Source organism: Nafulsella turpanensis ZLM-10, assembly GCF_000346615.1.
GTDB lineage: Bacteria > Bacteroidota > Bacteroidia > Cytophagales > Cyclobacteriaceae > Nafulsella > Nafulsella turpanensis.
In genome coordinates this window covers 1-22,564 of record NZ_ANNU01000072.1, presented here as the reverse complement: position 1 = coordinate 22,564, position 22,564 = coordinate 1, and the positions used below count along the sequence as shown (strand labels likewise).

At 45.2% G+C, this 22,564-nt stretch carries 16 protein-coding genes; 12 read left to right on the top strand and 4 right to left on the bottom strand.

Features of this window, described 5'->3' with window-relative positions:
* Window positions 1–235 precede the first annotated feature (235 nt).
* Window positions 236–844 carry a DUF2652 domain-containing protein gene (locus F752_RS0121475; RefSeq protein ID WP_152425255.1) on the top strand — a complete coding sequence of 203 codons (609 nt, stop codon included), beginning with the start codon at window positions 236–238 and terminating at the stop codon, window positions 842–844.
* On the opposite strand, the gene F752_RS0121470 is transcribed toward F752_RS0121475, so the two are convergent.
* Window positions 834–2,042, bottom strand: a complete 1,209-nt coding sequence (locus F752_RS0121470) for a Pycsar system effector family protein (protein WP_017733807.1) — start codon at window positions 2,040–2,042, stop codon at window positions 834–836. The two genes, F752_RS0121475 and F752_RS0121470, sit on opposite strands and share 11 nt — an antisense overlap.
* A 138-nt stretch (window positions 2,043–2,180) precedes the next feature.
* Here F752_RS0121470 and F752_RS0121465 point away from each other — a divergent pair, with 138 nt between their 5' ends.
* From F752_RS0121465 to F752_RS26350, 8 genes are all read left to right on the top strand, one after another.
* Entirely contained in the window at window positions 2,181–3,074 is an 894-nt protein-coding gene (locus F752_RS0121465) for a hypothetical protein (protein WP_152425254.1), read from the top strand.
* 22 nt (window positions 3,075–3,096) lie between these two features.
* A complete protein-coding gene (locus tag F752_RS0121460) occupies window positions 3,097–6,849 on the top strand; it encodes a ShlB/FhaC/HecB family hemolysin secretion/activation protein (protein ID WP_040665023.1) in 3,753 nt (1,250 codons plus the stop codon).
* 38 nt (window positions 6,850–6,887) lie between these two features.
* Complete coding sequence (locus F752_RS0121455; RefSeq protein ID WP_026135905.1) at window positions 6,888–7,883, top strand: DUF6268 family outer membrane beta-barrel protein; 996 nt, start codon at window positions 6,888–6,890, stop codon at window positions 7,881–7,883.
* 200 nt (window positions 7,884–8,083) lie between these two features.
* Entirely contained in the window at window positions 8,084–9,262 is a 1,179-nt protein-coding gene (locus F752_RS0121445; RefSeq protein WP_017733802.1) for a hypothetical protein, read from the top strand.
* Window positions 9,263–9,381: 119 nt separating this feature from the next.
* Window positions 9,382–10,386: an adenosine kinase gene (locus F752_RS0121440; RefSeq protein ID WP_017733801.1), complete on the top strand. Its 1,005-nt coding sequence runs from the start codon at window positions 9,382–9,384 to the stop codon at window positions 10,384–10,386.
* Between the two features lie 222 nt (window positions 10,387–10,608).
* A complete protein-coding gene (locus tag F752_RS0121435) occupies window positions 10,609–11,967 on the top strand; it encodes a M16 family metallopeptidase (protein WP_017733800.1) in 1,359 nt (452 codons plus the stop codon).
* A 2-nt stretch (window positions 11,968–11,969) separates the two neighbouring features.
* Complete coding sequence (locus F752_RS0121430; protein WP_017733799.1) at window positions 11,970–14,003, top strand: insulinase family protein; 2,034 nt, start codon at window positions 11,970–11,972, stop codon at window positions 14,001–14,003.
* Window positions 14,004–14,017: 14 nt separating this feature from the next.
* A complete protein-coding gene (locus tag F752_RS26350; RefSeq protein WP_017733798.1) occupies window positions 14,018–14,176 on the top strand; it encodes a hypothetical protein in 159 nt (52 codons plus the stop codon).
* Window positions 14,177–14,475: 299 nt separating this feature from the next.
* Here the strand turns inward: F752_RS26350 and F752_RS0121415 are convergent, their stop codons facing one another.
* Complete coding sequence (locus F752_RS0121415; protein WP_017733796.1) at window positions 14,476–14,751, bottom strand: hypothetical protein; 276 nt, start codon at window positions 14,749–14,751, stop codon at window positions 14,476–14,478.
* 91 nt (window positions 14,752–14,842) lie between these two features.
* A complete protein-coding gene (locus F752_RS0121410; RefSeq protein WP_236614052.1) occupies window positions 14,843–15,655 on the bottom strand; it encodes a hypothetical protein in 813 nt (270 codons plus the stop codon).
* 610 nt (window positions 15,656–16,265) lie between these two features.
* Between F752_RS0121410 and F752_RS26125 the strand changes: the two genes are divergently transcribed.
* Entirely contained in the window at window positions 16,266–16,496 is a 231-nt protein-coding gene (locus tag F752_RS26125) for a hypothetical protein (RefSeq protein ID WP_017733793.1), read from the top strand.
* 586 nt (window positions 16,497–17,082) lie between these two features.
* A complete protein-coding gene (locus F752_RS0121395; protein WP_017733791.1) occupies window positions 17,083–17,505 on the top strand; it encodes a DoxX family protein in 423 nt (140 codons plus the stop codon).
* A 732-nt stretch (window positions 17,506–18,237) separates the two neighbouring features.
* On the opposite strand, the gene F752_RS24835 is transcribed toward F752_RS0121395, so the two are convergent.
* Window positions 18,238–21,630 carry a M4 family metallopeptidase gene (locus tag F752_RS24835; protein ID WP_017733790.1) on the bottom strand — a complete coding sequence of 1,131 codons (3,393 nt, stop codon included), beginning with the start codon at window positions 21,628–21,630 and terminating at the stop codon, window positions 18,238–18,240.
* Between the two features lie 392 nt (window positions 21,631–22,022).
* Here F752_RS24835 and F752_RS0121385 point away from each other — a divergent pair, with 392 nt between their 5' ends.
* Window positions 22,023–22,340 (top strand): DUF6970 domain-containing protein, encoded by a 318-nt coding sequence (locus tag F752_RS0121385; protein ID WP_236614051.1) that lies wholly within the window; start codon window positions 22,023–22,025, stop codon window positions 22,338–22,340.
* Window positions 22,341–22,564: the final 224 nt, after the last annotated feature.

Sequence of the window (22,564 nt, the reverse complement as noted above, 5' to 3'; positions counted from 1 at the left end):
AATTTAGTAGTGTAATTTTTTATTTCTTTCGCTCCCTTATTTACACAAAAAGCCTGCCAGGCTCGTTTACAACACAAATGTCACAAAAAAAGATGCATTTCGTACGCAGGTGTTCTATCTTCGTGTTGCTGCAAGCTTGTTTAACTAAATTGAAGGCATCATCGTTTAGATAGAGACAGCGTTCAATTTAGAGGTTAAGCAAAAGAAGGGCTTGCCCGGGATTATTACGGAATTTATGAGCGATAGTTTAGATAGCGCCCCAGCGATGATTTATATTCCCGATATGAATGGCTTTACAGGCTACATATCGAAGACCGATATAAGGATAACGAAAAAGGTAATTCCTGCCCTCTTAGAAACCATTATTGATGCCAATGAGCTAAATATGAATATGGTGGAAATTCAGGGTGATGCCGTTCTATTTTATCGCATTGGAGAGCCCCCTACGCCGAGTGAACTGGTTGCTCAGTCGAAGAAAATTTTCCTGGCCTTCAGCCAAAAGCTCGAAGAGCTTAGCCTGCAGTTTCCGGAAAACTCCCTTTACCTGCCCGATAGCCTCGGAATTAAAATAGTGGCGCATTTTGGTAAAATAGGACTCACAAAAATAAGAGGTGTTAGTAAGTTAATTGGCCAGGACGTAATTATTGCTCACCGCCTGTTAAAGAACAGCACCCAGGCCGATGAATACCTGCTGATGACCGAACAATACACCTCCCGCTTTGAACAGGAAGAACTGGACAAGGTATTTGCTTTTGGTGAGCTCAAACAGGGGCAGGATGAGTATGCCCATATTGGCACCATCAATTACCGTTATGCCAGCTTAAAGCCGCTGTTTAGCCATTAGCAGGGCCCATATACTGGGTGTAAAAGAATATGGCCATAAAGGAAAGTACGGCCACCACCAGGCCTGTCATAAAAACGTTATAGGAAATTCTCAGGAGCCGATACTTTTGGGTAAGGACAAGGCCCAGGTAATAAAGGTCAATAGTCATATTATCGTAGAGCATTTCTTTCGAATTCCGTAATTCCTGCAGGTTATTAATAAAATCCGGCAGCTTCATATTGCTGAAGTTGCCGAAGAATAACACACTCGATTTTTTATCCCTGATTTTTTTAAGGTCAACATCTTTTTGGGTAACATTGGGCCTGGCCGACATGATGGCATAAATAACCGAAACAAGAGAGCCCAGCAATAAAATACATATGGGCACTGTATAGCGCATATTCTCCACAAAGGCCGTTTCTGAAAGCGTAAATCCACCACCCACCACGGTAATAATTATTGACATTATGATAGTATTGATGCTTATCATCATGTTGGCTTTTTCATCGGCAATGGAACTTAAATTAATGTGGTTTCGGTAGGTGGCCCGGTACATGGTTTCCGTTCCACGCTTTGGCGCTTTACTTTTCTCCTTTTTCTTCTTGGCTTTTTCTACCAGTCCAAACTGCTTTTCAATGTTCTTTTCTCTGCGCGGCCCATACTCCCTGCGAAAGTACTCTGTATAAAAATTTTTGGCGAGAATAAACTCCTGCTGTTCCTGAGCCCACTCCCGTTCGGTAAAATGCCTGTCCAGGAAAAACTCCCACTCAATCCTGAGCAGCTCAGCTTTCCGGAAAAAGCGCTTTCGGCCTACACTCACATGGTCTGCATCGTGCAGAATTTCCTCCAGCAAGTGCCCGGGCTCATGTCCTGCCCGTGTAGATTCAATCAGGCTTTCCACCTTCTCAATTTTTGCGTGATCAAACCCCTGCTCATTTAAAAAGTCTGCTGCAATTTTTTTGCTCACCTCTTCATGGCCCTGGTAGGTTTTAATATAGCCGGTATCGTGAAAAAGGGCAGCCAACAGCAGTATGGTTATGTCCTGTTCATTAAGGTTATAATATCCTACTGCTTCACGGCAGGCATCGGCCGTTTCGAAGGTGTGGTTCAGGTTATGATAAACATACTTCTTGGATAGTTCCTCTTTAAATAGTTCCGATACATAGGTAGCCGCTTTTTGAATAACAGGATTCTCTTCGGCCATCACATTTTCGTCCATACAAACTTCAGCTTGTTATTAGGGATTAGTCTTTAGAAGTACAAACATTCAATAGCTTCCGTATGTTTTAACCGTGTTCCGCTAAAGAGGCTTTTTCAGCTCTCCGGTTCGTCATTGTTTGTATCGAATCTTATTTCTATGAATAAATTTTTTATTTACTGCTTCCTCCCCGTCTGCTTTTTCATGGCCTGTACGGAAAATAAAGCACAGTCGGAGCAGGGAGATCCTTTTTTAGGTTACCGCTTGCAGGAGCCTGAGCAGGTATTTGAGCTTCCGGAAGAGCTGGAAGAGGTGTCGGGCCTTCATGTAGTTTCGGAAGATCTCCTGCTGATGAATGAAGATGAAACCGCTTCTTTATATTTATACAGCCTTGCGGAGGCTGCTCTTATGCAAAGGGTAGAATGGGGAGAAGAAGGCGATTACGAAGGGGTGGCCCTTCAGGGAAATACCGCTTTTGTGGTGGAAAGCGGGGGCGATATTTATGAGATTCGTAACTTCAGGCAGGAAGAGCCTGAAGTTATTAAGCACGAAAATGATGGGCTGAAGGGTTGTGACGTGGAAGGGCTGGAGCTCCTGGCCGGGGAAAATAAACTGTTGCTGGCCTGCAAAGAAGGCGGAGATGACGAACGCTCCGTATATGCCTTTGACCTTTCCAGCAAAAAATTGATGGAGGAGCCTTACCGCACTTTTTCGTTTAAGGCACTGGAAGAGCAGTTACTACAAAAGCCCTTCGATCGTTTTTCGAAAGACCTACGCGAGATGTTCGATGGCGGCAGCTCTTCCGATATTCTTTTCCCTTCCGGAATAGCCGTCCATCCGCTCACGCAGGATTTGTACGTTCTTTCGGCCGAAACCAAACTGCTGGCCGTATTTGATACAGCAGGTAAATTAAAGGATGTATATGAGCTAACCCACGACCAGTTTCTGCAGCCGGAAAGTATCGCCTTTATGCCCAATGGCGATTTGTTCATTGGCAACGAAGGCAAAGGTGGGGAGGCTAATATTCTAAAATTTGTTTATGCTCAGAAGTAATTCTTTTTTGAAGGCAGCTTTCATGTGTGCTGCCATTTTTTTTGTTCAGGCCTGTGGTGCCATTAAACCTTATTACAGCGAAGAGGTAGAAGACTGGCCTGCCAATGAAGTGCCACCGGCTGAGGAGCTGGTATCTTCCGTTTTCCTGATTGGCGATGTAGGCGCCCCGGAAATAGATGGACAGGAGCCTTCTTTAAAACTGCTGCAACTACAGTTGCATGGCATAGGCGGTACAGATGCCCTTGGAACAGAGGCAGAATTACCCGATTCCATGAAGTCTGTAATTTTCCTCGGCGATAATATTTATTACGATGGCCTCTCGGAAATCGATGATCCGGAGCGCCCGGATGAGGAAAGGCGCCTGATGGAGCAGATGAAAATCGTAAAAAACTGGGATGGTAAAGCCGTATTTATTCCGGGTAACCACGACTGGAACTTTAGCAGCGAAGGCGGACTGGCCGCCGTTATCCGGCAGGAAGCTTTTGTAGAAGCCTACCTGGAAGATGAGGAGGCTTTTCTGCCTAACCTTGGCTGCCCGGGACCATACCCGCTGCACGTGAGCGAAGACCTGGTGCTGATTTTGCTCGACTCCGAATGGTGGCTTACCGAAAACCGCCGGCCGGAAGGATCGGAAAATGGCTGTGGCGTTGCCTCGGAACTGGATATGATTGTGCAGCTCGAGGATATGCTGGATCGCTATAAGAACAAGCATGTGGTGCTGGCGCTGCATCACCCGCTTATGACCAATGGTAACCATGGGGGGCACTTCTCCATCATGGACCATATTTTTCCTCTTACCCTCATTTATTCCGACCTGTATGTTCCTCTGCCGGTCATCGGTTCTATCTATCCGCTGGCGCGTATGTATGGCGTATCGCGCCAGGATCTGACGAATCCGAAATATGCACAGCTGCGCGATGCTCTTTTTTCCATTCTGGAAGGACGAAACAATGTGGTAGTCGCTGCAGGCCATGAGCACAGCCTTCAGTTACTGGAGTATGAAGGAATACAGCAGATAGTAAGCGGATCAGGTTGTAAAGAAGCTTTTTGCGTGGGAGGGGGGCAGGCGCTCTTCGCCCATCAGCACGAAGGTTTTGCCCGCCTGAACTATTATGAAAATGGAGAAACCTGGGTGGAGTTCTGGGAACCTGTAGAAGATGGCAGCGAAGGACGCCTGGTGTTTCGGAAGCCTCTCTACGCCCTTGCTACCCCCGAAAACCAGCCTGTAAAAGAAGAAGAAATTCCTGATTATACAGATAGTGTAAAAGTAATTGCCGCCAACCCAGATTTTAATGAGCTGGGTTTCCTGGGCCGCCGTATCTGGGGCGACCATTATCGCGAAGAGTGGGAGCAGCCGCTGGAAGTGCCTTACCTCGACCTCGAAAGGACAAAGGGTGGCCTTTCAGTAGTTAAAAAAGGAGGGGGGCAGCAAACACTTTCCCTCCACCTGATGGACGAGGACAGCCTTACCTACTATTTCCGCTCAGTCGATAAATTTCCGGCAGGGGTGCTTCCCGAGGGCTTCGAGACAACCTTCGCCGCGGAGATCGTAAAAGATCAGATTTCCAGCTCACATCCCTACGGGGCACTTGCCCTGGCAAAAATGGCAGAGGCTGCCGATGTATATTACGCGGAGCCAGAGCTCTACTATATGCCTTATACCCCTTCGCTGGGACCTTACCTCAACGAATTTGGCGGTATGCTGGGGCTGCTGGAGCTAAAAGCCGACGAAGATGTGTCGGATTACGAAAACTTTGGCAATGCCGAAAACGCCGTCAGTACCAGAACCCTTTTTGAACACCTGTATGAGGATAATGATAATGAGGTTAACCAGGAGAGTTATTTGCGTACCCGCCTCTTCGATATGCTGATTGGCGACTGGGATAGGCACGAAGGGCAGTGGCGCTGGGCAGAATTTGAAAAGGAAGGGAAAGGCTCTGTTTTTGAACCGATTCCAAAGGATCGCGACCAGGTATTTGTAAAATATGATGGCCTGCTTCCATGGCTTTTCTCCCGAAAATGGGCCCTCCGGAAGTTCCAGAATTTCGACTATAACTTCGAAGATGTGGTAGGGCTGAACATTAATGGCACCTATCTCGATCGTCGGCTCATGACAGACCTGGACTGGGAGGAGTGGGAAGAAGAAATTAAATTTCTGCAGGAGGAGCTGACAGATAGTGTCATCGAAGCCAGCATTAAAGATCTGCCGCCGGAGATATTCGAGATAAGCGGAGAAGAAATTATTGCCAAACTAAAATCCCGCCGCGATCAGTTACTGAAAGCCGGAAAGGAATATTATGAGGTTTTAAGCGAATATGTAGATGTGGTAGGAACCAATAAGCACGAACGCTTCGAGGTAAAACGCCTGCCCAATGGTTTTACAAAGGTGGTGGTGCATAAAACGGAGAAAGATGGTAAAGTAGAAGACAAGCTGTATGAACGAACCTTTGATCCGGCCCTTACAGAGGAAATCCGGCTCTACGGCCTCGACGGTATCGATAAGTTTTTTATAAGCGGTACGGCAGAAGATGCCATTGAGCTTAGAATTATTGGGGGCGATGAAGATGATATTTACCGGGATAGCTCCAGCATAGAAGGGTGGGACAATACCATTATTTATTACGATGAGAAGGATGGAGAAAATGAAATAACCGCCGGAGAAGAAACCAGGTTAAAACTCACGAATAAAGCCTATTTAAATGAGTATGATCCGGAGGAGTTTAGCTACCCTTATGTGGGGCCGAGACTGTCGGTTGAATATAACCGCGATGACGGGCTGTTTTTAGGCGGTGGCATAAATGTAAAAACGTACGGCTTCCGGAAAAAGCCGGTGGCAACAGACCAGACCCTGCTGGCGAACTATGCAATAGGTACGGGGGCTTTTACTTTCAGGTACCGGGGCATCTTCTATTCGCTTTTTAGTGAGAAGCTGGACCTGCTGCTCGATGCCGATGTGTATGGACCAAAGTATATGCTGAACTATTTCGGGCAGGGCAACAGTAGCCTGTACGAAGAGGATATATCCTTTTACCGTATCAACCAGAACCGGGTAGAGATTTCTCCATTCGTAAGCTGGGAAGTACATGAGCTGTTTAGGCTGGGTATAGGCCCAAGCTTTCAGTATGTAGATGTGGGCACGGAGGAGAATCGGGAAAAGTTTATCGACAGCGATGTGTTTCGGCAGTCACCACTCTTTGCGGAGTATACCTCTATGGCCGGTGGCCGGCTTTTTGCGGAGCTCGAAGCGCTTAACGACGATGTGTCGCCTACACGCGGCATCCACTGGACAAACGAGCTGACCTATTACAATAGTCTGAACCATGATAAGGTAAACCTGACCCGCCTGTCGACCGACCTGGTGCTGTATGTTTCGCCCGATATTAATTTTAGTCCTACACTGGCTCTGCGCTTTGGCGGGCAGCGAAATTATGGCGATTATCTCTTTTACCAGTCAGCTACCCTGGGAGGAAAGGAAAATCTCAGGGGTTACCGCCGTACCCGCTTTGCTGGCGATGCGGCCCTTTACCAGAATACAGAGTTAAGAGTACCTGTTGGTGGTATTACCAATTATGTTTTTACAGGTACCTGGGGAGTATACGGCTTCCTGGATCATGGTCGTATTTGGAGCGATGTCCCTGAGTCGGGAGAGTGGCACCGCAGTTACGGGCCCGGGCTCTTTCTAAATTTATTCGATCTGTTTGTGGCATCAGGGAGTGTTGGCTTTTCCGAAGAGGGACATTATTTTACGTTGAACGCAGGATACTTTTTTGAATGAAAAATGCAGTGCTAGTATTTACCTGTTTATTATGTTTCATGAGCATGTTTCCGGTAGGGCGACTGAAGGGCCAAACGGTGCCTTCGGCCGAAGACATCCAACAGGAGTGGGTGTCGCCCAGTGTGGAAGGTGACCGTCGCAGTAAGGGCATCCAGATTTCGTATAACCAGATTTCCCCCTTCGGCATTCACTCTACTCCCATTGTACCAGGCATAAATGAAGCTGAAGCCAGAGTTCAGAAGCTGGAGGAAATAGAATTTTCGCTTCGCCTTCCTATTCTCTGGAAAGGCCGTACCACTATTGCGGCAGGCGTAAGCTACCTGTACGAAGAATACAATTTTATTAATCCTTCGGCCCTTACTTACGACTTTTATACCAACCTGCAAAACAAGCATTTAAACTCGCTGGATGCCAAAGTATTTGTAGTGTATGCCCTTAATGGTCGGGCCTTTATCGGTTCCCGTATCGGGCTGGAATTAAATGGCGATTATGAAGGTAATGAACTTCCCTTTCGGCAGCAGGCAAAAGGGTCCGTAGCCGCAGTATACGGATGGAAAACCAATCCTTATACTATGTACGGCTTGGGTGCTTATTACTCCTACACGCTTGGTCGCCCTTCCATCTACCCCGTGTTTATCTGGAATGAAACGTTTAACGACCGCTGGGGAGTAGAGGCCGTGCTTCCTCAAAGCTTCCGCCTCAGGAGGAACTTTAGCGAAGAAACCATTCTGCTGCTTGGTGCAAAGGTGCTTGGGCGGAGCTACCATATCATTTCCGATGAGCCACCGCTCGGGAAGTACCCTAATCTGGAGCTGCGCAACTCGAATATATATGCCTTCCTGGAATTTGAGCAGGAAATTTACGATTTTCTATGGTTTGGTTTAACGGGAGGCTATCGTTACAATATCAATTTTAATATTTCAGAAGAAAACTCTTTCAGCAACAGCCGCATTATTGAAAATGAGGTAGGCCACAGTCCGTATTTTAATGTGAGTCTGTTTGTGGTGCCGCCTCAGGCATGGGTAGAAGAGTAAAACGCTGGAGGCTGGTTGTTAAGCAGATATATGCCGGCTGCACACTTTTTTGCTTCAGAATACTTTTACTGGTGGCAAAGGGATAAAATGAAGCTGGCTGAAGGGAGCATCAGGCAGAAACTACTGCCTTCCAGGCTGATTTTTACAGCATTTTACTTTTCTTTAAATAAAAGTTTAATTTTGGAGCCTAAACCAGGCTTATGAACTTAATTGAAGTAAAGGATAAAAGTGCGGTTAAAGAGTTCCTGCACCTGCCGGTAAGGCTTTACAAAAATGAAAAGAACTGGATAAGGCCACTGGATAAAGATGTGGAAACTGTCTTTGATCCGAAAAAGAACAAGTATTTCCGCTTTGGCGAGTGTACCCGATGGATACTCCGGAATGCAGAAGGTGAAACAATTGGACGGGTTGCGGCCTTTATTAACCGGAAAACCTCGGCAAAAGAAGAGCAGCCTACGGGCGGAATAGGCTTCTTCGAGTGCATCCATAACAAAGAGGCCGCTTTTATGCTATTCGACCGGTGTAAAGAATGGCTGCAGGAAAGAGAAATAGAAGCCATGGATGGGCCAATTAACTTTGGCGACCGCGATCAATGGTGGGGTGCCCTGGCCGATGGCTACGACCGGGAGCCCAATTATTGTATGCCCTATACTTTTCCGTACTACCTGCAGTTTTTTGAGGCTTATGGATTCCGGCTGTATTTTAAACAATTTACCTATGGGCGGCCGGTACAGGAAAGTGAAGAAGGAGGACTGAGCGAAAAAGTACGGGCAAAGGCCGAAAGAATACGGCAGGAACCCCGCTACCAGTTCCGGCATATCGAGCTGAAGGATATGGAAAAATATGCAGAGGACTTCCGGACCATCTACAATAAAGCATGGGTGAAACATGCAGGTGTGGGCGAAATGCCAAAGGCACAGGCCATGAGTCTCATGAAAAAGCTGAAGCCCATTGTGGATGAGAAGATCCTGTACTTCGGTTATTATGATGAGGAGCCGGTTGCATTTTTTATCAATCTGCCGGAACTCAACCAGATATTTAAGTATATGAATGGCAAGTTCGGCTGGTGGCAAAAGTTAAAATTCCTGTACTTAAAGAAGACGGGCATCTGTAAAAAGATGTTTGGAGTAGTGTTTGGGATAACCCCGGAACACCAGGGTAAAGGAGTGGAAGCAGCTATTGTAATGGCGGTGGCAGATTATGTATGGTCGGCAAAATCGCAGTACGATCATTTCGAAATGAACTGGATTGGTGATTTTAATCCTAAAATGATGAAGCTGGCCACAGAGGTAGGAGGAAAAGTGGTAAAGGTTCATCATACCTATCGCTATCTCTTCGACCGTAACAAGGAGTTTAAACCTTGTCCGGTAATCGATTAAAGTGAAAGGTTTGGGGCCCATGGATTACTTTTCTTAGGTGGCACCCGGGTGGTTTTTTTGGTTCATCACTTTTACTATACTAAGTATTAAATTTATTATCAGTATATACAATTTTTATTATGAGTAAGCAGTATGACGTATACGGCATAGGCAATGCAATTGTCGATATGGAATTTGAGGTAAACGATGCCTTTTTTCAGGAACATGGCATCGAAAAGGGAATGATGACGCTGGTGGATGAAGACCGGCAGCATGTATTGGTAAATGCCATTCGTTCGAAGGAAGTAAAGCAGCAGAGTGGTGGTTCGGCTGCCAACTCTATTATTGCGGTAAACCAGTTTGGAGGAAAGGCCTATTATTCCTGTAAAGTAGCCAAAGACGATTTCGGCCATTTTTATATGAAAGACCTGCAGGAAGCCGGTGTCGCCACCAACCTGGAGCCGGAGCAGCTGCCTGAAGGAATTACAGGAAAATGCCTGGTAATGATTACGCCTGATGCGGAAAGAACCATGAATACCTTCCTGGGCATTACTGCTGACCTGTCGGAAAAAGAATTGAGCGAGAAGGCCATTAAAAACTCTCAGTACATCTATATAGAAGGTTTCCTGATCCCTTCTGAAACCGGGCGAAAAGCAATGCTGGAAGCAAAAAAGCTGGCCCGGAAGCATGGCGTTAAAACTGCCCTTACCTTTTCGGACCCCAGTATGGTTAAGTATTTCCGCGAAGGGCTGCAGGAAATCGTAGGTAACGATGGTGTCGATTTGCTTTTCTGCAATGAAGAAGAGGCCATGCTGTACACCGGCAAGGATAGCGTGGAAGAGGCCCGGGAGGAGCTGAAGAAAGCAGCCCGCACCTTTGTTATTACACAGGGTGGCAAAGGAGCCATGGTATACGATGGGCAATCGTTCATCGATATAGCACCTAATGAAGTTAAAGCGGTAGACTCTACCGGTGCCGGCGATATGTTTGCCGGAGCCTTCCTGTTCGGGCTTACACATGGTTACAGCTTTGCCGAAGCCGGTAAGCTTGCCAGCCTCGCATCGGCCAGGGTAGTGGCCAAATACGGTCCGCGCCTGGAACAGCAGCAGGTTAGAGCCATTCTCAGCCAGTTGCAGGAGGCGTAATAGGAATAGAAGAATACCAGGATGGTTATAAGCAAGAGGAGCTGTTTCGGCTCCTCTTTTTATTTTATTCCACTTCTGTATAAATTTTTATAGCTTCTCTTGCACGAGTTTCCTGAAAAAGGCTTACCGTTCATGTAATATTTTTTGCTAATATCGATGCTTATCCTTTTTTTTGAAGGATGTTCATTTGAATAAACTATTTAAAAATTTAAACTTTCTGTGATGATGAAGAGGATTATCCTGATTTTTCTTTGCCTGGTGACTGCCTATACCGTGCAGGCACAGGAGGAGAAAATCGAATTTGAGGAGTTTACGCTGGACAACGGCCTGCACGTGATCCTGCACAAAGACAACTCCACCCCAATTGTAGCAGTTACCGTGATGTACCATGTAGGGGCAAAAAATGAAGAGCCGGGCCGTAGTGGTTTTGCTCACTTCTTTGAGCACCTGCTGTTCGAAGGAACCGAAAACATTGAACGCGGGGAATTTATGAGTATGGTAAAGGCGGCCGGCGGAGCCCTTAATGCCAATACCACACAGGACCGTACCTTCTATTACGAAATACTGCCATCTAACCAGCTGGAGCTGGGGCTTTATATGGAGTCGGAGCGTATGCTGCATGCTAAAATCGATTCTATTGGAGTGGAAACACAGCGCGAGGTGGTAAAGGAAGAAAAGCGCCAGCGTATCGATAATGTGCCGTATATGTCTTTCCAGGAAGAAATCTTTAAGCGTGCCTTTAAAAAGCATCCTTACCGCTGGACTACTATCGGCTCCATGGAAGATTTGAACGCTGCAAAGCTGGAGGAGTTTATGGAATTCTACAAAGAGTACTATGTGCCTAATAATGCTACGCTTTCCATTGCCGGCGATATTGATATAGAAGAGACTAAGGAGTTGGTAAAGAAGTATTTTGCTGAGATACCCGAAGGCGATGAGCCTTACCGCCCGAATATTGTAGAGCCGGCCATGACGGCCGAGGTGCGCGATACTATTTATGATAACATTCAGCTTCCTGCTGTATTCCAGGCCTACCGCATGCCGGGCCAGGGAACCGAAGACTACTATGCCCTTAACATGCTCACCACCCTGCTGAGCGGTGGACCAAGCGCCCGTTTGCAGAAAAAGCTGGTGGACGAGGAGCAGAAAGCCTTACAGGTGGTGGCCTTCCCTTATGCACTGGAAGATTACGGTCTGTTTATTACCCTTGGTCTTGTAAATATGGGCGTGCCGCTTAATGAGCTTGAAGAAGGCATGAACGAAGAAATTAAAAGGGTAAAAACCGAACTGGTAAGCGAAAAGGAATTCCAGAAAGTACGCAACCAAATCGAGAGCGATTTTGTAAGCAGTAATGCCAAAGTAGCCGGTATAGCCGAAAGCCTTGCCAACTACCATGTGTATTTTGGCGATGCGAATCTCATTAATACAGAAATTGAGCGCTACAATAAAGTAACCCGCGAAGACCTCCGCAGGGTAGCGAACAAATACCTGAACCCCGAAAACAGAGTGGTTTTGTATTACCTGCCCAAAAGTGCACAGTCTGAGGGGGCCACTAATTCTGGATCTGAAAAAGGAAAATAATCATGAAAAAGCAATTTATATATATACTTACTCTATGCCTGCTGGCAGGCCCTGCTTTTGCCCAGCTCGATCGCTCTAAAGCCCCTGAGCCAGGTCCGGCACCTGAAATCCAGCTAGGCGATTACGATTCATTTACCCTTCCAAACGGCCTTCAGGTGTTTGTCGTAAAGAACGATAAATTGCCAAGAGTCGCTTTTAACCTGCTCATCGACCGCGACCCCATACTGGAAGGCGATAAGGCTGGTTATGTGGAAGCCACCGGAGAGCTTCTCCGTAGAGGAACCAAAAACAGGACCAAGGCACAGCTCGATCAGGAAATTGATTTTATCGGTGCCAACCTTTCCACTTCTTCCACCGGTGTTTATGCCTCTTCATTGAGCAAGCATAAAGAAAAGCTGATGGAGCTGATGGCTGATGTGGTTTTGAACCCCGCCCTTCCCCAGGAAGAACTGGATAAAATTATTAAGCAAACCAAATCAGGCCTGGCAGCCAGTAAAGAAGACCCGCAGGCAATTGCTGCCAATGTGCAGGCAGCGCTCCTGTATGGAAAAGATCACCCTTACGGCGAAATTGTAACGGAAGAGACGGTAGAGAATATTACGCTTGCCGACGCCAAAAAATATTACAATACCTACTTCAAGCCTAATGTTGCTTACCTGGCTATTGTAGGTGACATTACCACTAAGGAAGCCGAAAAGCTGGTTAAAAAATACCTGGGAGACTGGAAAAAAGGAGAGGTGCCAACCCACGAGTACAAAGATCCTGAAATTAGAGAGGAGACTGTAGTAGCCATGGTCGACCGGCCAACAGCGGTACAATCGGTGGTCAATATTATGCACCCTGTTGAGTTGCAGCCTGGTAGCGAAGATGTAATTACCGGCCGCCTGATGAATGAAATATTAGGTGGGGGCGATGCCCGCCTGTTCCGCAACCTGCGCGAAGAAAAAGGTTATACGTATGGCGCCTATTCTGCCCTGTCGTCTGACGAGCTGGTAGGTAAATTTACAGCCTTTGCCAACGTGCGCAATGCCGTTACCGATAGCGCCGTAACAGAATTCCTGATGGAGTTAAATAAAATGCGCGATGAGCCGGTAAGTGAAGAGGAGCTGAATGCCGCTAAAAACTACCTGATTGGCAGCTTTGCACGTTCGCTGGAGAGTCCGCAAACCATTGCCTCTTTTGCGCTTAATACTGCTCTTTACGACCTGGACGAAGACTACTATAAAAATTACCTGAAGAATGTAGAAGCCGTAAGTGCAGAAGATATACAGGCGGCAGCCAAAAAGTATATCCAGCCGGAGCAGTCTTACATTATGGTCGTAGGAAGTGCCGATGATGTGAAGGAAGGTCTGAAAAAGTTTGGTGACGTTGAAATGTACGACATCTATGGCAATAAGGTAAAGGCCATGGAAAATACAGACCTTACCGGAGAACAGGTAATTCAAAATTACCTGAAGGCTTTAGGTGGAGAAGAAAAGCTGGAAGCGGTAGAGAATATCAGTACCATTGTAAAGCTGAAGGTAAATGAAATGGAGCTTACAAATACCACAGTTAAAAAGGGTGGTAAAAAGTATATGAATTCCACTAAAATGGGAGAGCAGGAAATGAACCGGATTGTGTACAACGACGGGCAGGCGAAGATGTATGCCAATGGCCAGAGCATGGCTCTGCCGCCACAGCAGGTAAAGGCCATGCAGTACGAAGCTTATGCTTTCCCGGAGGCTTATTACGATGAGCTGGGCTTTGAGCTGGAGCTGAAAGGTATGGCAAAAGTGGAAGGAAAAGATGCCTACCAGGTTGTGGTAACCACTCCTGAAGGAACCAAATCTGTTCATTATTTTGATAAGGAAACAGGTCTGAAGGTAAAGGCCGAAACTCCAACGGGGAATGTATTGCTTTCTGATTACCAGGAGCAGGATGGTATCAAGTTCCCTTCAAAAATGAAAATGGCCACTCCACAGGGGACTTTCGAGGGAGAAATCGTTTCGGTGGAAGTGAATACCAAAGTGCCGGATGAAATTTTCATTCTGAAGTAAGCAGTAATTAAATAGTGAAGCAGAAAGCCGTGCAGTATAGCTGTGCGGCTTTTTTTTATTCCCTGCCGGTAGCTTTAGGTAAGGTAAACAGCTGTTCTGCCACCCTGGTAGGGGTAATACAGGATCTGCACCATTGCATCTGGTATCGGTTTATTGAATTATCTTCTCTTTAAAGGATGCCCGGCGCCGGCTGTAGGGGAAGTGGCTTTAACAGGTGGGCAGTGTCCTTGCAGGATGCAGGTTAAGCCTGTATTTGTGAAAGAGGCAATTTACCCTGCCTGTACAGACAGGAGGCAGGTAAAATTTTTTGCCAGCCATTTTCTGTAAAACCTGAACTAGGGAATTTAGCAGCGAGTCTGGTAGGATTGAACCTGCTTTGCTTAATGAAAAACCTAACAATATCTTTACTGCCAGGGTTTTTAAAGATTATATCAGGAGAATTTTAAAAATATTAAACCGCGGTTACACAGTACTATTCCACATCGGGGTCGGTACTTTTGTTTCTACCTTTACCTCTTCCAGTCATTTTACGAATGGCTTCTCGTAATTCATTCTCTAATACCTCTTTATCAGAAAACTTAGATTTGGGCGAACTACCAATGCCTTTTTCTTCAGCTTGTTCTTTCAGGAAATTAGATTCAGGTTCTTCCATAGAAAAAGAAGGAAAATGGTGGTATTGATTTTTATACGGCAGAAAATTAATTTTTGTTTCAATAATGAGGTCGTAATGTCCCTTCCGTATCCTCATGTGATAAGGACGCAAAGGAGCTGCGATAAAAGGCTGACAGAGCTTTTATCGTAGCCCCGGTCCTGTTAACGCTTATCTCCTTCATTATTGTTTATTTAATAATCTCTTTCCTGATGGACTGCGTTATAAAGGCAATTTGTTTCAGGCTCTCCTCAGAAACCTTTACAGTGCTGGTACTGTGGTCTTTCACGACTAGCAAGCCATCCACCTCACTGAAAGTAGGTTCGGCATAGGTATGGGCAATTTGAACTTTGGAAAAGGCATCAGCAAGTGGTTGTAGTTCTTTCTGATATTTCGCCATGCTTGTGTTACTCTTGCTGTAGAAGCTGAATAGGAGCATGATTTTATCCATGATTGCTTTTTGCTCACCAATGCGCTCTACCAACACCTGATTGCCGGGATTCTCCTCTGCAACCTGACAGGCTATATGCAGGGCTTCCAGCCATCCGCCTGTGAGAATGAGAAGGCTGAGGTTTGAGCGTTTCTGATCCTGAAGGTATGTATTGATATTGTTGAAGTTCTTAGTGGTCAGGTAGAGCAGAGAGTCCATATGGCTACTATTAAGGGCCAGGCGCTTTACAGTACCAAAATCAAAATACTGGCTGAGGCTCAATTCATCGACTAAATCTTTTATTGAGTTATAATAAAAGACTGCATCCTGATTTTGATCATAAATTTTGGTGTAGCCAAGGTCGGTACCGTAAATTCCTAAATTTATTGCTTTTTCATAGCTTGTATTGTAAGCAGAAACCTTTTTTGGATCATTCAGCATACTACTGCCATATTTACTGCCCGATTGCTTAATCAAGACCGAAGTTTCGAGTGGTGAGGGTATTTGTTGCAAAATATCTGAGATTACCTTTTCAGAAACTTCCGGCTTTTGAACCTGGGTGTTACTCAACACTTTTTTGTAAAACTCAGAATTCGGAGAGTCATTAAAATCACATGACCAAAAGGCTGTTAAAAATAGTGGAATCGATAAAAGTTTTCTCATAAGGGTATAGTGCAAGTGGTAAAATAATATTTGATTTGAAGGAGGTTTAACTACTGAATTTAATTATACTGCTACTTTTGAAAGGCTCCCAAAGCTTTATTATTCTTCTTTATGTAATTATAAAAATTGCGACCAGGTTACTAGCCTGGGCATATACAGGACTAAAGGTTAATGATTCAGATCAACCAGCCCCATTGCCTCCTTTTTCCACCTTTCACAAAATCTCGTACAGCAAGCCGTTTATTAAAAAGTAACAAATAGGATTAACCTGAAATAATCGGATTAAAAATGCTCAATTTCGCAGTTGAATAATGAGCAGGATTGCTGTTCTTGCGTATGAGAAACTTGTGCTAGTTGGAGAAGAATTATGAATATTAAAAATCTATTATTAAGTTGGATTGTTTATGCAGTGTGATTCATTCTTATTTTAAACGGGCTCCTCAAAAAAAGGTTTAAGTATTTTCTTTTTTTTATTGAAAGAACGATCATTCTTTATTCTTATATCAGGAATATTCTGCAAATGCTGATTTTGACGCTTTATAAGGAAGCAAAGGGTAACAGCAAAAAAGGCAGAAATATCCTGTTTGCAGGACATAAAGAATATGGAGGGGACGTAAATTTCTCTGAAGTCATTGCTCCATTTGCAGTTGTTTTATCTGACAACATTCCTATAGCTCTAAACTCCCTTCATCCAGGCTTAAAGCAGAAAAAAAGCTTATGTATGATTGATTGCTGGCAAAGGATCAGTTAACCAAAGCCTGAAAAGATTCTTGCTAACGGCCCGTATATAAAATGCACGGTAAGAAGAAAGGATGCTAATGGAAAGGGTGGGAGAAGGTGTCCGAGCAGAAATCTCCGCAACCAAACTTGTACTGGATTAAAAGGGCCCCAGGCTGTGGACAGCTTTTCTTTACTTTTAATTGAATTAAATGACAAAGAGATTTCTCCGGACACATTTCTACCAAACGCTTCACCACATATGGCCCTGAGCTTTCCGCTTCAGACTTTTCATTGCTTTAAAATGTTGTTAACAAGAATTCCTCCTCCCTTAAAAGGTAAGGTAACTAAAGGGGAATAGATCTTGCCAGTCGCTAATCCTTTTTGTGCAACAGAAATCTTAAACTGATCTCCTGCCTTTTTTAGAAGAAGCAGCAAGAAGTAAAACGCTAAAGCCTTTTACCAGCTACCGGCCAGAACGCGAAATGGATGGATATAAAAGAGCACCTGACTTATAAAGGGAGGTATCCCTCCATACCTGCTTTTGAGATGCATATTTAAGGTATAAATGCTTGACATTAAATGAATTATATGTTAACTTATTTTTATTTAATAAAGCTATGGATACCGTTACCAAATTAAACAAATGGGCAAATGCACATACCAACTATGGTTTTGATTTGCTCCGTGTGCTGCTAGGATCCTTTCTTTTTTATAAGGGGATTGTTTTTATGACCTACACTGAAAGGATTATGAATGTTTTAGAGCCGGTAGAAACTTATGGCTGGACCATGATCATTGCACATTATCTCACCATGGCACATTTGGTAGGTGGGCTTTTTATAATAATGGGTTTGTTAACCAGGCTTAGTATTTTAATTCAGCTCCCCATTTTAGTTTCTGCGGTGGTCCTGAATTTTATCGGTGAAATGGTAGTCTTCAATCTCCTGCAAGCACTTATTGCACTACTGCTTTCGGTAGGCTTCTTGATGTATGGGTCGGGTAAACATTCTATTGATTATCAGCTGAAATTAAGGGTTTAAAATACCGCTAATTTTTCCCCTCAGAGCCAGGTTAAATATTTATGGGGAAGCTTACACCAGAAGATATTATTCTCCAGGATATTTTTATTCAACTGAATTTAATTAGCATCTCGGTCTCCTACAGGCAAGCTTGCCCTTTTGCAGTCCATTAATGGGTTAAGGAATTAACCCTAAACAGAAAAAGCAGGCAACTGCATAAGAAGGTAACCTTTCTTTCTAATCTTGGAAAAGCAGAAGACTTGTCGTAAAAACAGGAAGAGATAGACAAGTTCCTTTTTCCGTTAAAACTCCTGAAAGTTTGCGGTAGGTTCAAAAAGAGGGAGACATACCTAAGTGAACTCGGGAATTAAAACACAACCACCATCATATTGAATATCGGGTGAATGCATCATAGTTTGATTGTCAGCCAAACATAGCAATTAGCTATCCATCTGTATTTTAAGGTTACCTTCCGGAATAGAAGGATACAACTGTGAATGATTAAAACAGGGGCTATATAAATGACAACTCCCAAGGTAGTTTCCCAACTTCAGGTTATAGAACAGGTTTAACAGCTGTAGTCAGTCAGCTGGGATATCTGATATTAAAAATTTTTTCACCTACAAGGAGGAGCAGATGACAGGCTTCATAAAAGAAAAATGTTTGGGAATTAATCAGGCACAGGCAGATAAAAAAAAGAAAAGCTGCCGGATTCCGACAGCCTTTCTTAAGGGTGTTTATAGGAGGTTTAAATTACTCTTTTATAAACTTGATGGTATGCGGCTCACGTTCGCCTGCTACTTTAATAAAGTAAACACCTTCTTTCAGCTCAGCAACATTCAGCTCCATTTCATTTCTGTCCGATTGTGCCTGCTTCAGCATTTTGCCGCTGAGGTCGTAAACCATCGCAGTAAAGCCGCCTTTTTCGGTGGTGCTTATCATCAGCTTGTCCTGCACCGGGTTCGGGTAAGTTTTGAACAGGATGCTGGCTTCTTCATTGCCTAAAATTTCTGCTTTCCTGCCAGGGCTGGCAACCATAGCATTAAAGGAGTTTGTAATATTTACAGTATAATCTTCTACCTCACCATAGCTAAACGTTTCACACGAACCGGCAGCTGAGCCGTATTTCATGCTCACCCGCATTCTGGTAGTGCCAAGACTGGCACTTGCAGGAATGCTTAAGGTTGCACTTAAGGTGCCACTGCTCGAAGAGGAGCCGCTTACCTGTTTTTCACCGGCATCGGTAAAGTCACCATCCTGGTTGAAGTCAATCCAGATGTTCCAGTACTCGGTATAGCTTGAGCTGGCAAAGCCTGCACTGATGTAGATGGTTGGTGAAGAACCAGGCACTACATTTGCAGAAAGGCTTGTTCCATCGAAATAACCGGCATCTGCAGCCGAAGTACGCTCCATGCCATTAAGGGCTACATAATCAATCCACTCATAGCTAGTATTTTTGCCTTTAGAGGCGCAGTAGGTAACGATAGCCGATGGAGTTGTAAAGCCTGACGAAGCCGAATAGGCAGAGGAGCCATTTGAGCAATTCGTTGCCACCTGGAATTCGTAGGTGGTGCTGGCGGTTAAGCCGCTAATAGCCACAGAAGTCGTAGTAGCAGTGGTGTTAGTCCAGCTGCTGCTGCCATTTACGCGGTACCGTACGCTGTAATCATTGGCGAAGGATACAGCATTCAAGTTAAGGGTTGCGCTGCTCGCCGAAACATTGCTGGCCGTTAAGCCACCAGGCGTCTGGCAGGTGTAGTCGGTCGTAAAGGTCGCAGAGGCCGAGTAGGCTGAGCTGCCTCCTGCACAATTGGTTCTTACCTGGAACTCGTATTCTGTTCCTTCGGAAAGGCCAGTGGCAGAAGCGCTGTTGGAAGCAACATTACCAGTAGTCCAGCTGCTGGTGCCGGTGGCCCTGAAACGTACATCGTAACTTTCTGCATCGGCTACGGCAGTCCAGCTGAGGTTCGCTGCATTGGTGGTCACATTGGCCGAAGCCAGTCCGGCTGGTGTTTCACAGCTTGGGGTGCTGCTGCCTCCAAAGGTTACGGTATAATCTTCCACTTCGCCATAGCTAAAGGTTTCGCAGGAGGTTTGTGCTCCGTTATATTTCATACTTACCCGCATTCTGGTGGTGCCTTCGGCAGAGGCCGGAACATTGATGGTACCTGTTACCGTGCTCTTGCTCAAAGCCCCGGCATCATATACTAATTCCCCGCTGTCTTCGAAGTCACCGTCTTTATTGTAATCTATCCATATTTTCCAGTACTCATTGTAAGTAGAGCTGGCAAAGCCGGGAGTGAGGCTGACCGCCTTTGCAGAGCCAGCTGCAAGTGCTACTTCTTGTGTGGTGAAATCGGTATAACCGGCTGCACCTGATGCATTTGTGAAATCGCCGATTTTAACCTCTGCAATCCACTCGTAACTTGAATTATTCCCCTGGGAGCTGCAATAGGAAATCTCTCCGTAACGGCCGCCAATCCCTACAGCATGCCAGGCATTGGTAGTTTGGATTAGCTCGTTCGAACCGGCGCCGAAAAGGTCTTCTGCGGCCTTAATGGAGTAGGTACGGGCATCGCTATATACAGAGCTGGAAGTGAGGTATACACTTTCGAGTCGGTAAGCGATTTTGGCTGCTTTTTCAATAGAAATTCCCTGCACATCGAAGCTGTTGCCAATATCATTTGTGCCTGCTTTCCCTACAGAAAGGATGTAAAACCAGTGGTTCAGCACGCCTGAGTTGGTGTGCACACCGCCGTTGTCACCGGTACCGGAGTACCACATATCACCTTTGTAGGTATCCGGCTGTCCTTCAGAATTGGGGTCGGACATAGAGCGTAATGCCTGCGAGCCGGAGCGCATATTAATATCTTCTCCAATGAGCCAGATGGCTTTTTCAGGAGCGGCAAAGTGCTCAACAGTGGCAGCCCATATATCGCTGAAGCCTTCGTTCATGGCGCCGGATTCGTTCTGGTACACCAGGTCGGCGGTGTAAGTACAAACGGCATGGCCAATTTCGTGGGCAGCCACATCGAGGCTGGTAAGGGCATCGAAGCCACCGGAACCGCTGCCATCGCCGTAGGTCATTACAGAACCATTCCAGAAAGCATTATCATAGGCCTGGTCGTAATGTACATAACTTTTAATGGCAGCCCCATTGTTATCAAAGCTGTTGCGGTTGTGGGTGGTTAGCCAATAGTCATAGGTTACCTGGGCACCCCAGTGAGCGTCCAGTGCAGCATTGTCCTTCGCTGTATTATCAAATTCGGCGGCAGTCCAGTTATTGTCATTATCAGTAAAATCAACTGCATTATTGTAATTGGTGCCTTCATTCATGTCGTAGGTTTCAATGCCATTTCCACGGGAGAGATCTCTGAGGCGGAAGCTGCCATTGTAGCTGTCGGTAGTAATGGAGCGGGTGCCGCTATAGCGGGTATCTGCTGAGCCGGTGGCCACTGCATGCTTAATGATAGGGTTCTTTAGTACAATGTCGCCGGTTTGGGCATTTACATATACATAATCGCGGCTGAGGGGATATTTGGCATAAATATCGAACTTGTAGGCCAAAACCATTTCTGCGCCTTTGTCTCTTCTTACTTCTTCTGCTCCATTGATGATAACCAGCTCACCTTCAGGATATAAGGTGTTCTTCTGGCCATTAGAAAAGGCCATGGCCAGGGCTTTATTATCTGGTGTTTCCCACATATAGGTTTGAGCACCGATATAAGCCAGTGCTCTTTGTAAAGCGGCTTCCTCAGAGAGGGTTGGGCTGGTTTTTAAGTCCTTTACAGGTTTAAATTCCCCGTTAATAGACTCGATGGTTCCATTCTTAGCATGCACTTTATAGGTGCCAAATTCTACTTTTATGCCTTTATGGAACTGTTGATACTCCTGGTGCTCAAAGCCCAGGGCATCTGTTTTCTTCTTTACCAGCTGCAGCTGGTCATCTTTGCTCAAAGCAAGCTGGTTTTTTAGTACCTCTTTGGCCCTGGTAACCGGAATTGCCTGTTGGCGGGTATCAAATTCGACCAGGCTGGGGGTCTGATTCTCTGAGATTTGCTTTCTCTTTATCGCTGGCTGGTCCTGCCCGTAGGAGGAGAGCCCGCACATGAGAAGCCCCATGGTAAATAGGTAAACTTTTTTCATAAGCGTTTACAAATGGTTAAAGTTGGAAATAAAAAAATACGCTGTAAGTATTACTGAAAAACTCACGGAGACAATATATGGAAAATTTTATTGTGTTTGAAGACTTATTTTGGAAAATAAAGTTTGTAAAATAGGGTTTAGTATCTTTAAAGGACTGTTTATTTGCAATAATAATGTATAAAATTTTGTTTTAATAATTATTACTTTTTTATAAAATGGAGCTTTATTTTATGCTAACATTCGGTGTGGAGGTGTTGATGGGCTGTTTTTGCTTCTAAAGTACGTGTAAGTAATTGGTGAAAATATAATATATTTGAAGTGTTCTGTAAAACTTACTGCGAAGAATTGACGTCCGCTGATCTATGAAAATTATCCTGTTGTACTTTTTGTTTATGGCTGTACAAAATTGCTCCGGAAATGGAGGCGATGCTTCCCCTGATGTGCCTACCTGCGTGATAGAAAGGATTGAACGACTAAAGAGTGAGCCCGTGCGTAACCCGCCTGCCTATGTTGCCAGCTACCAGTATGGAGGGGCTACGGTTTATTATGTACCCTCCGCTGCAGGCGACCAGATGAGCCAGCTTTACAACGAAGAATGTGAACTTATTTGCCAGCCCGATGGTGGTTTAACCGGTAGGGGAGATGGAAAATGTGCAGACTTTTTCGAGCAGCGTACTCATGAAAGAATTCTATGGCGGGACGATAGGTAAGTCAGTAGAATGGCTTCGATCCGGTGGAGGTGGTGCAATGCTTTTGCTGAACTTGCTTAACCATTGTGGTAAAAATTGTATTCAACGGTAGCGGACCGGCCTTTCTCTACAATAACTGTAGAGGGAGAAGAAAAGAGCAGCTTTTAAAAGAGAAAGGCTGCCCGGGAAAAGCATGAGTGGTCGGAAGAAATTCCGGCCACTTTTTTTATGTTTTGAAGAGTCTG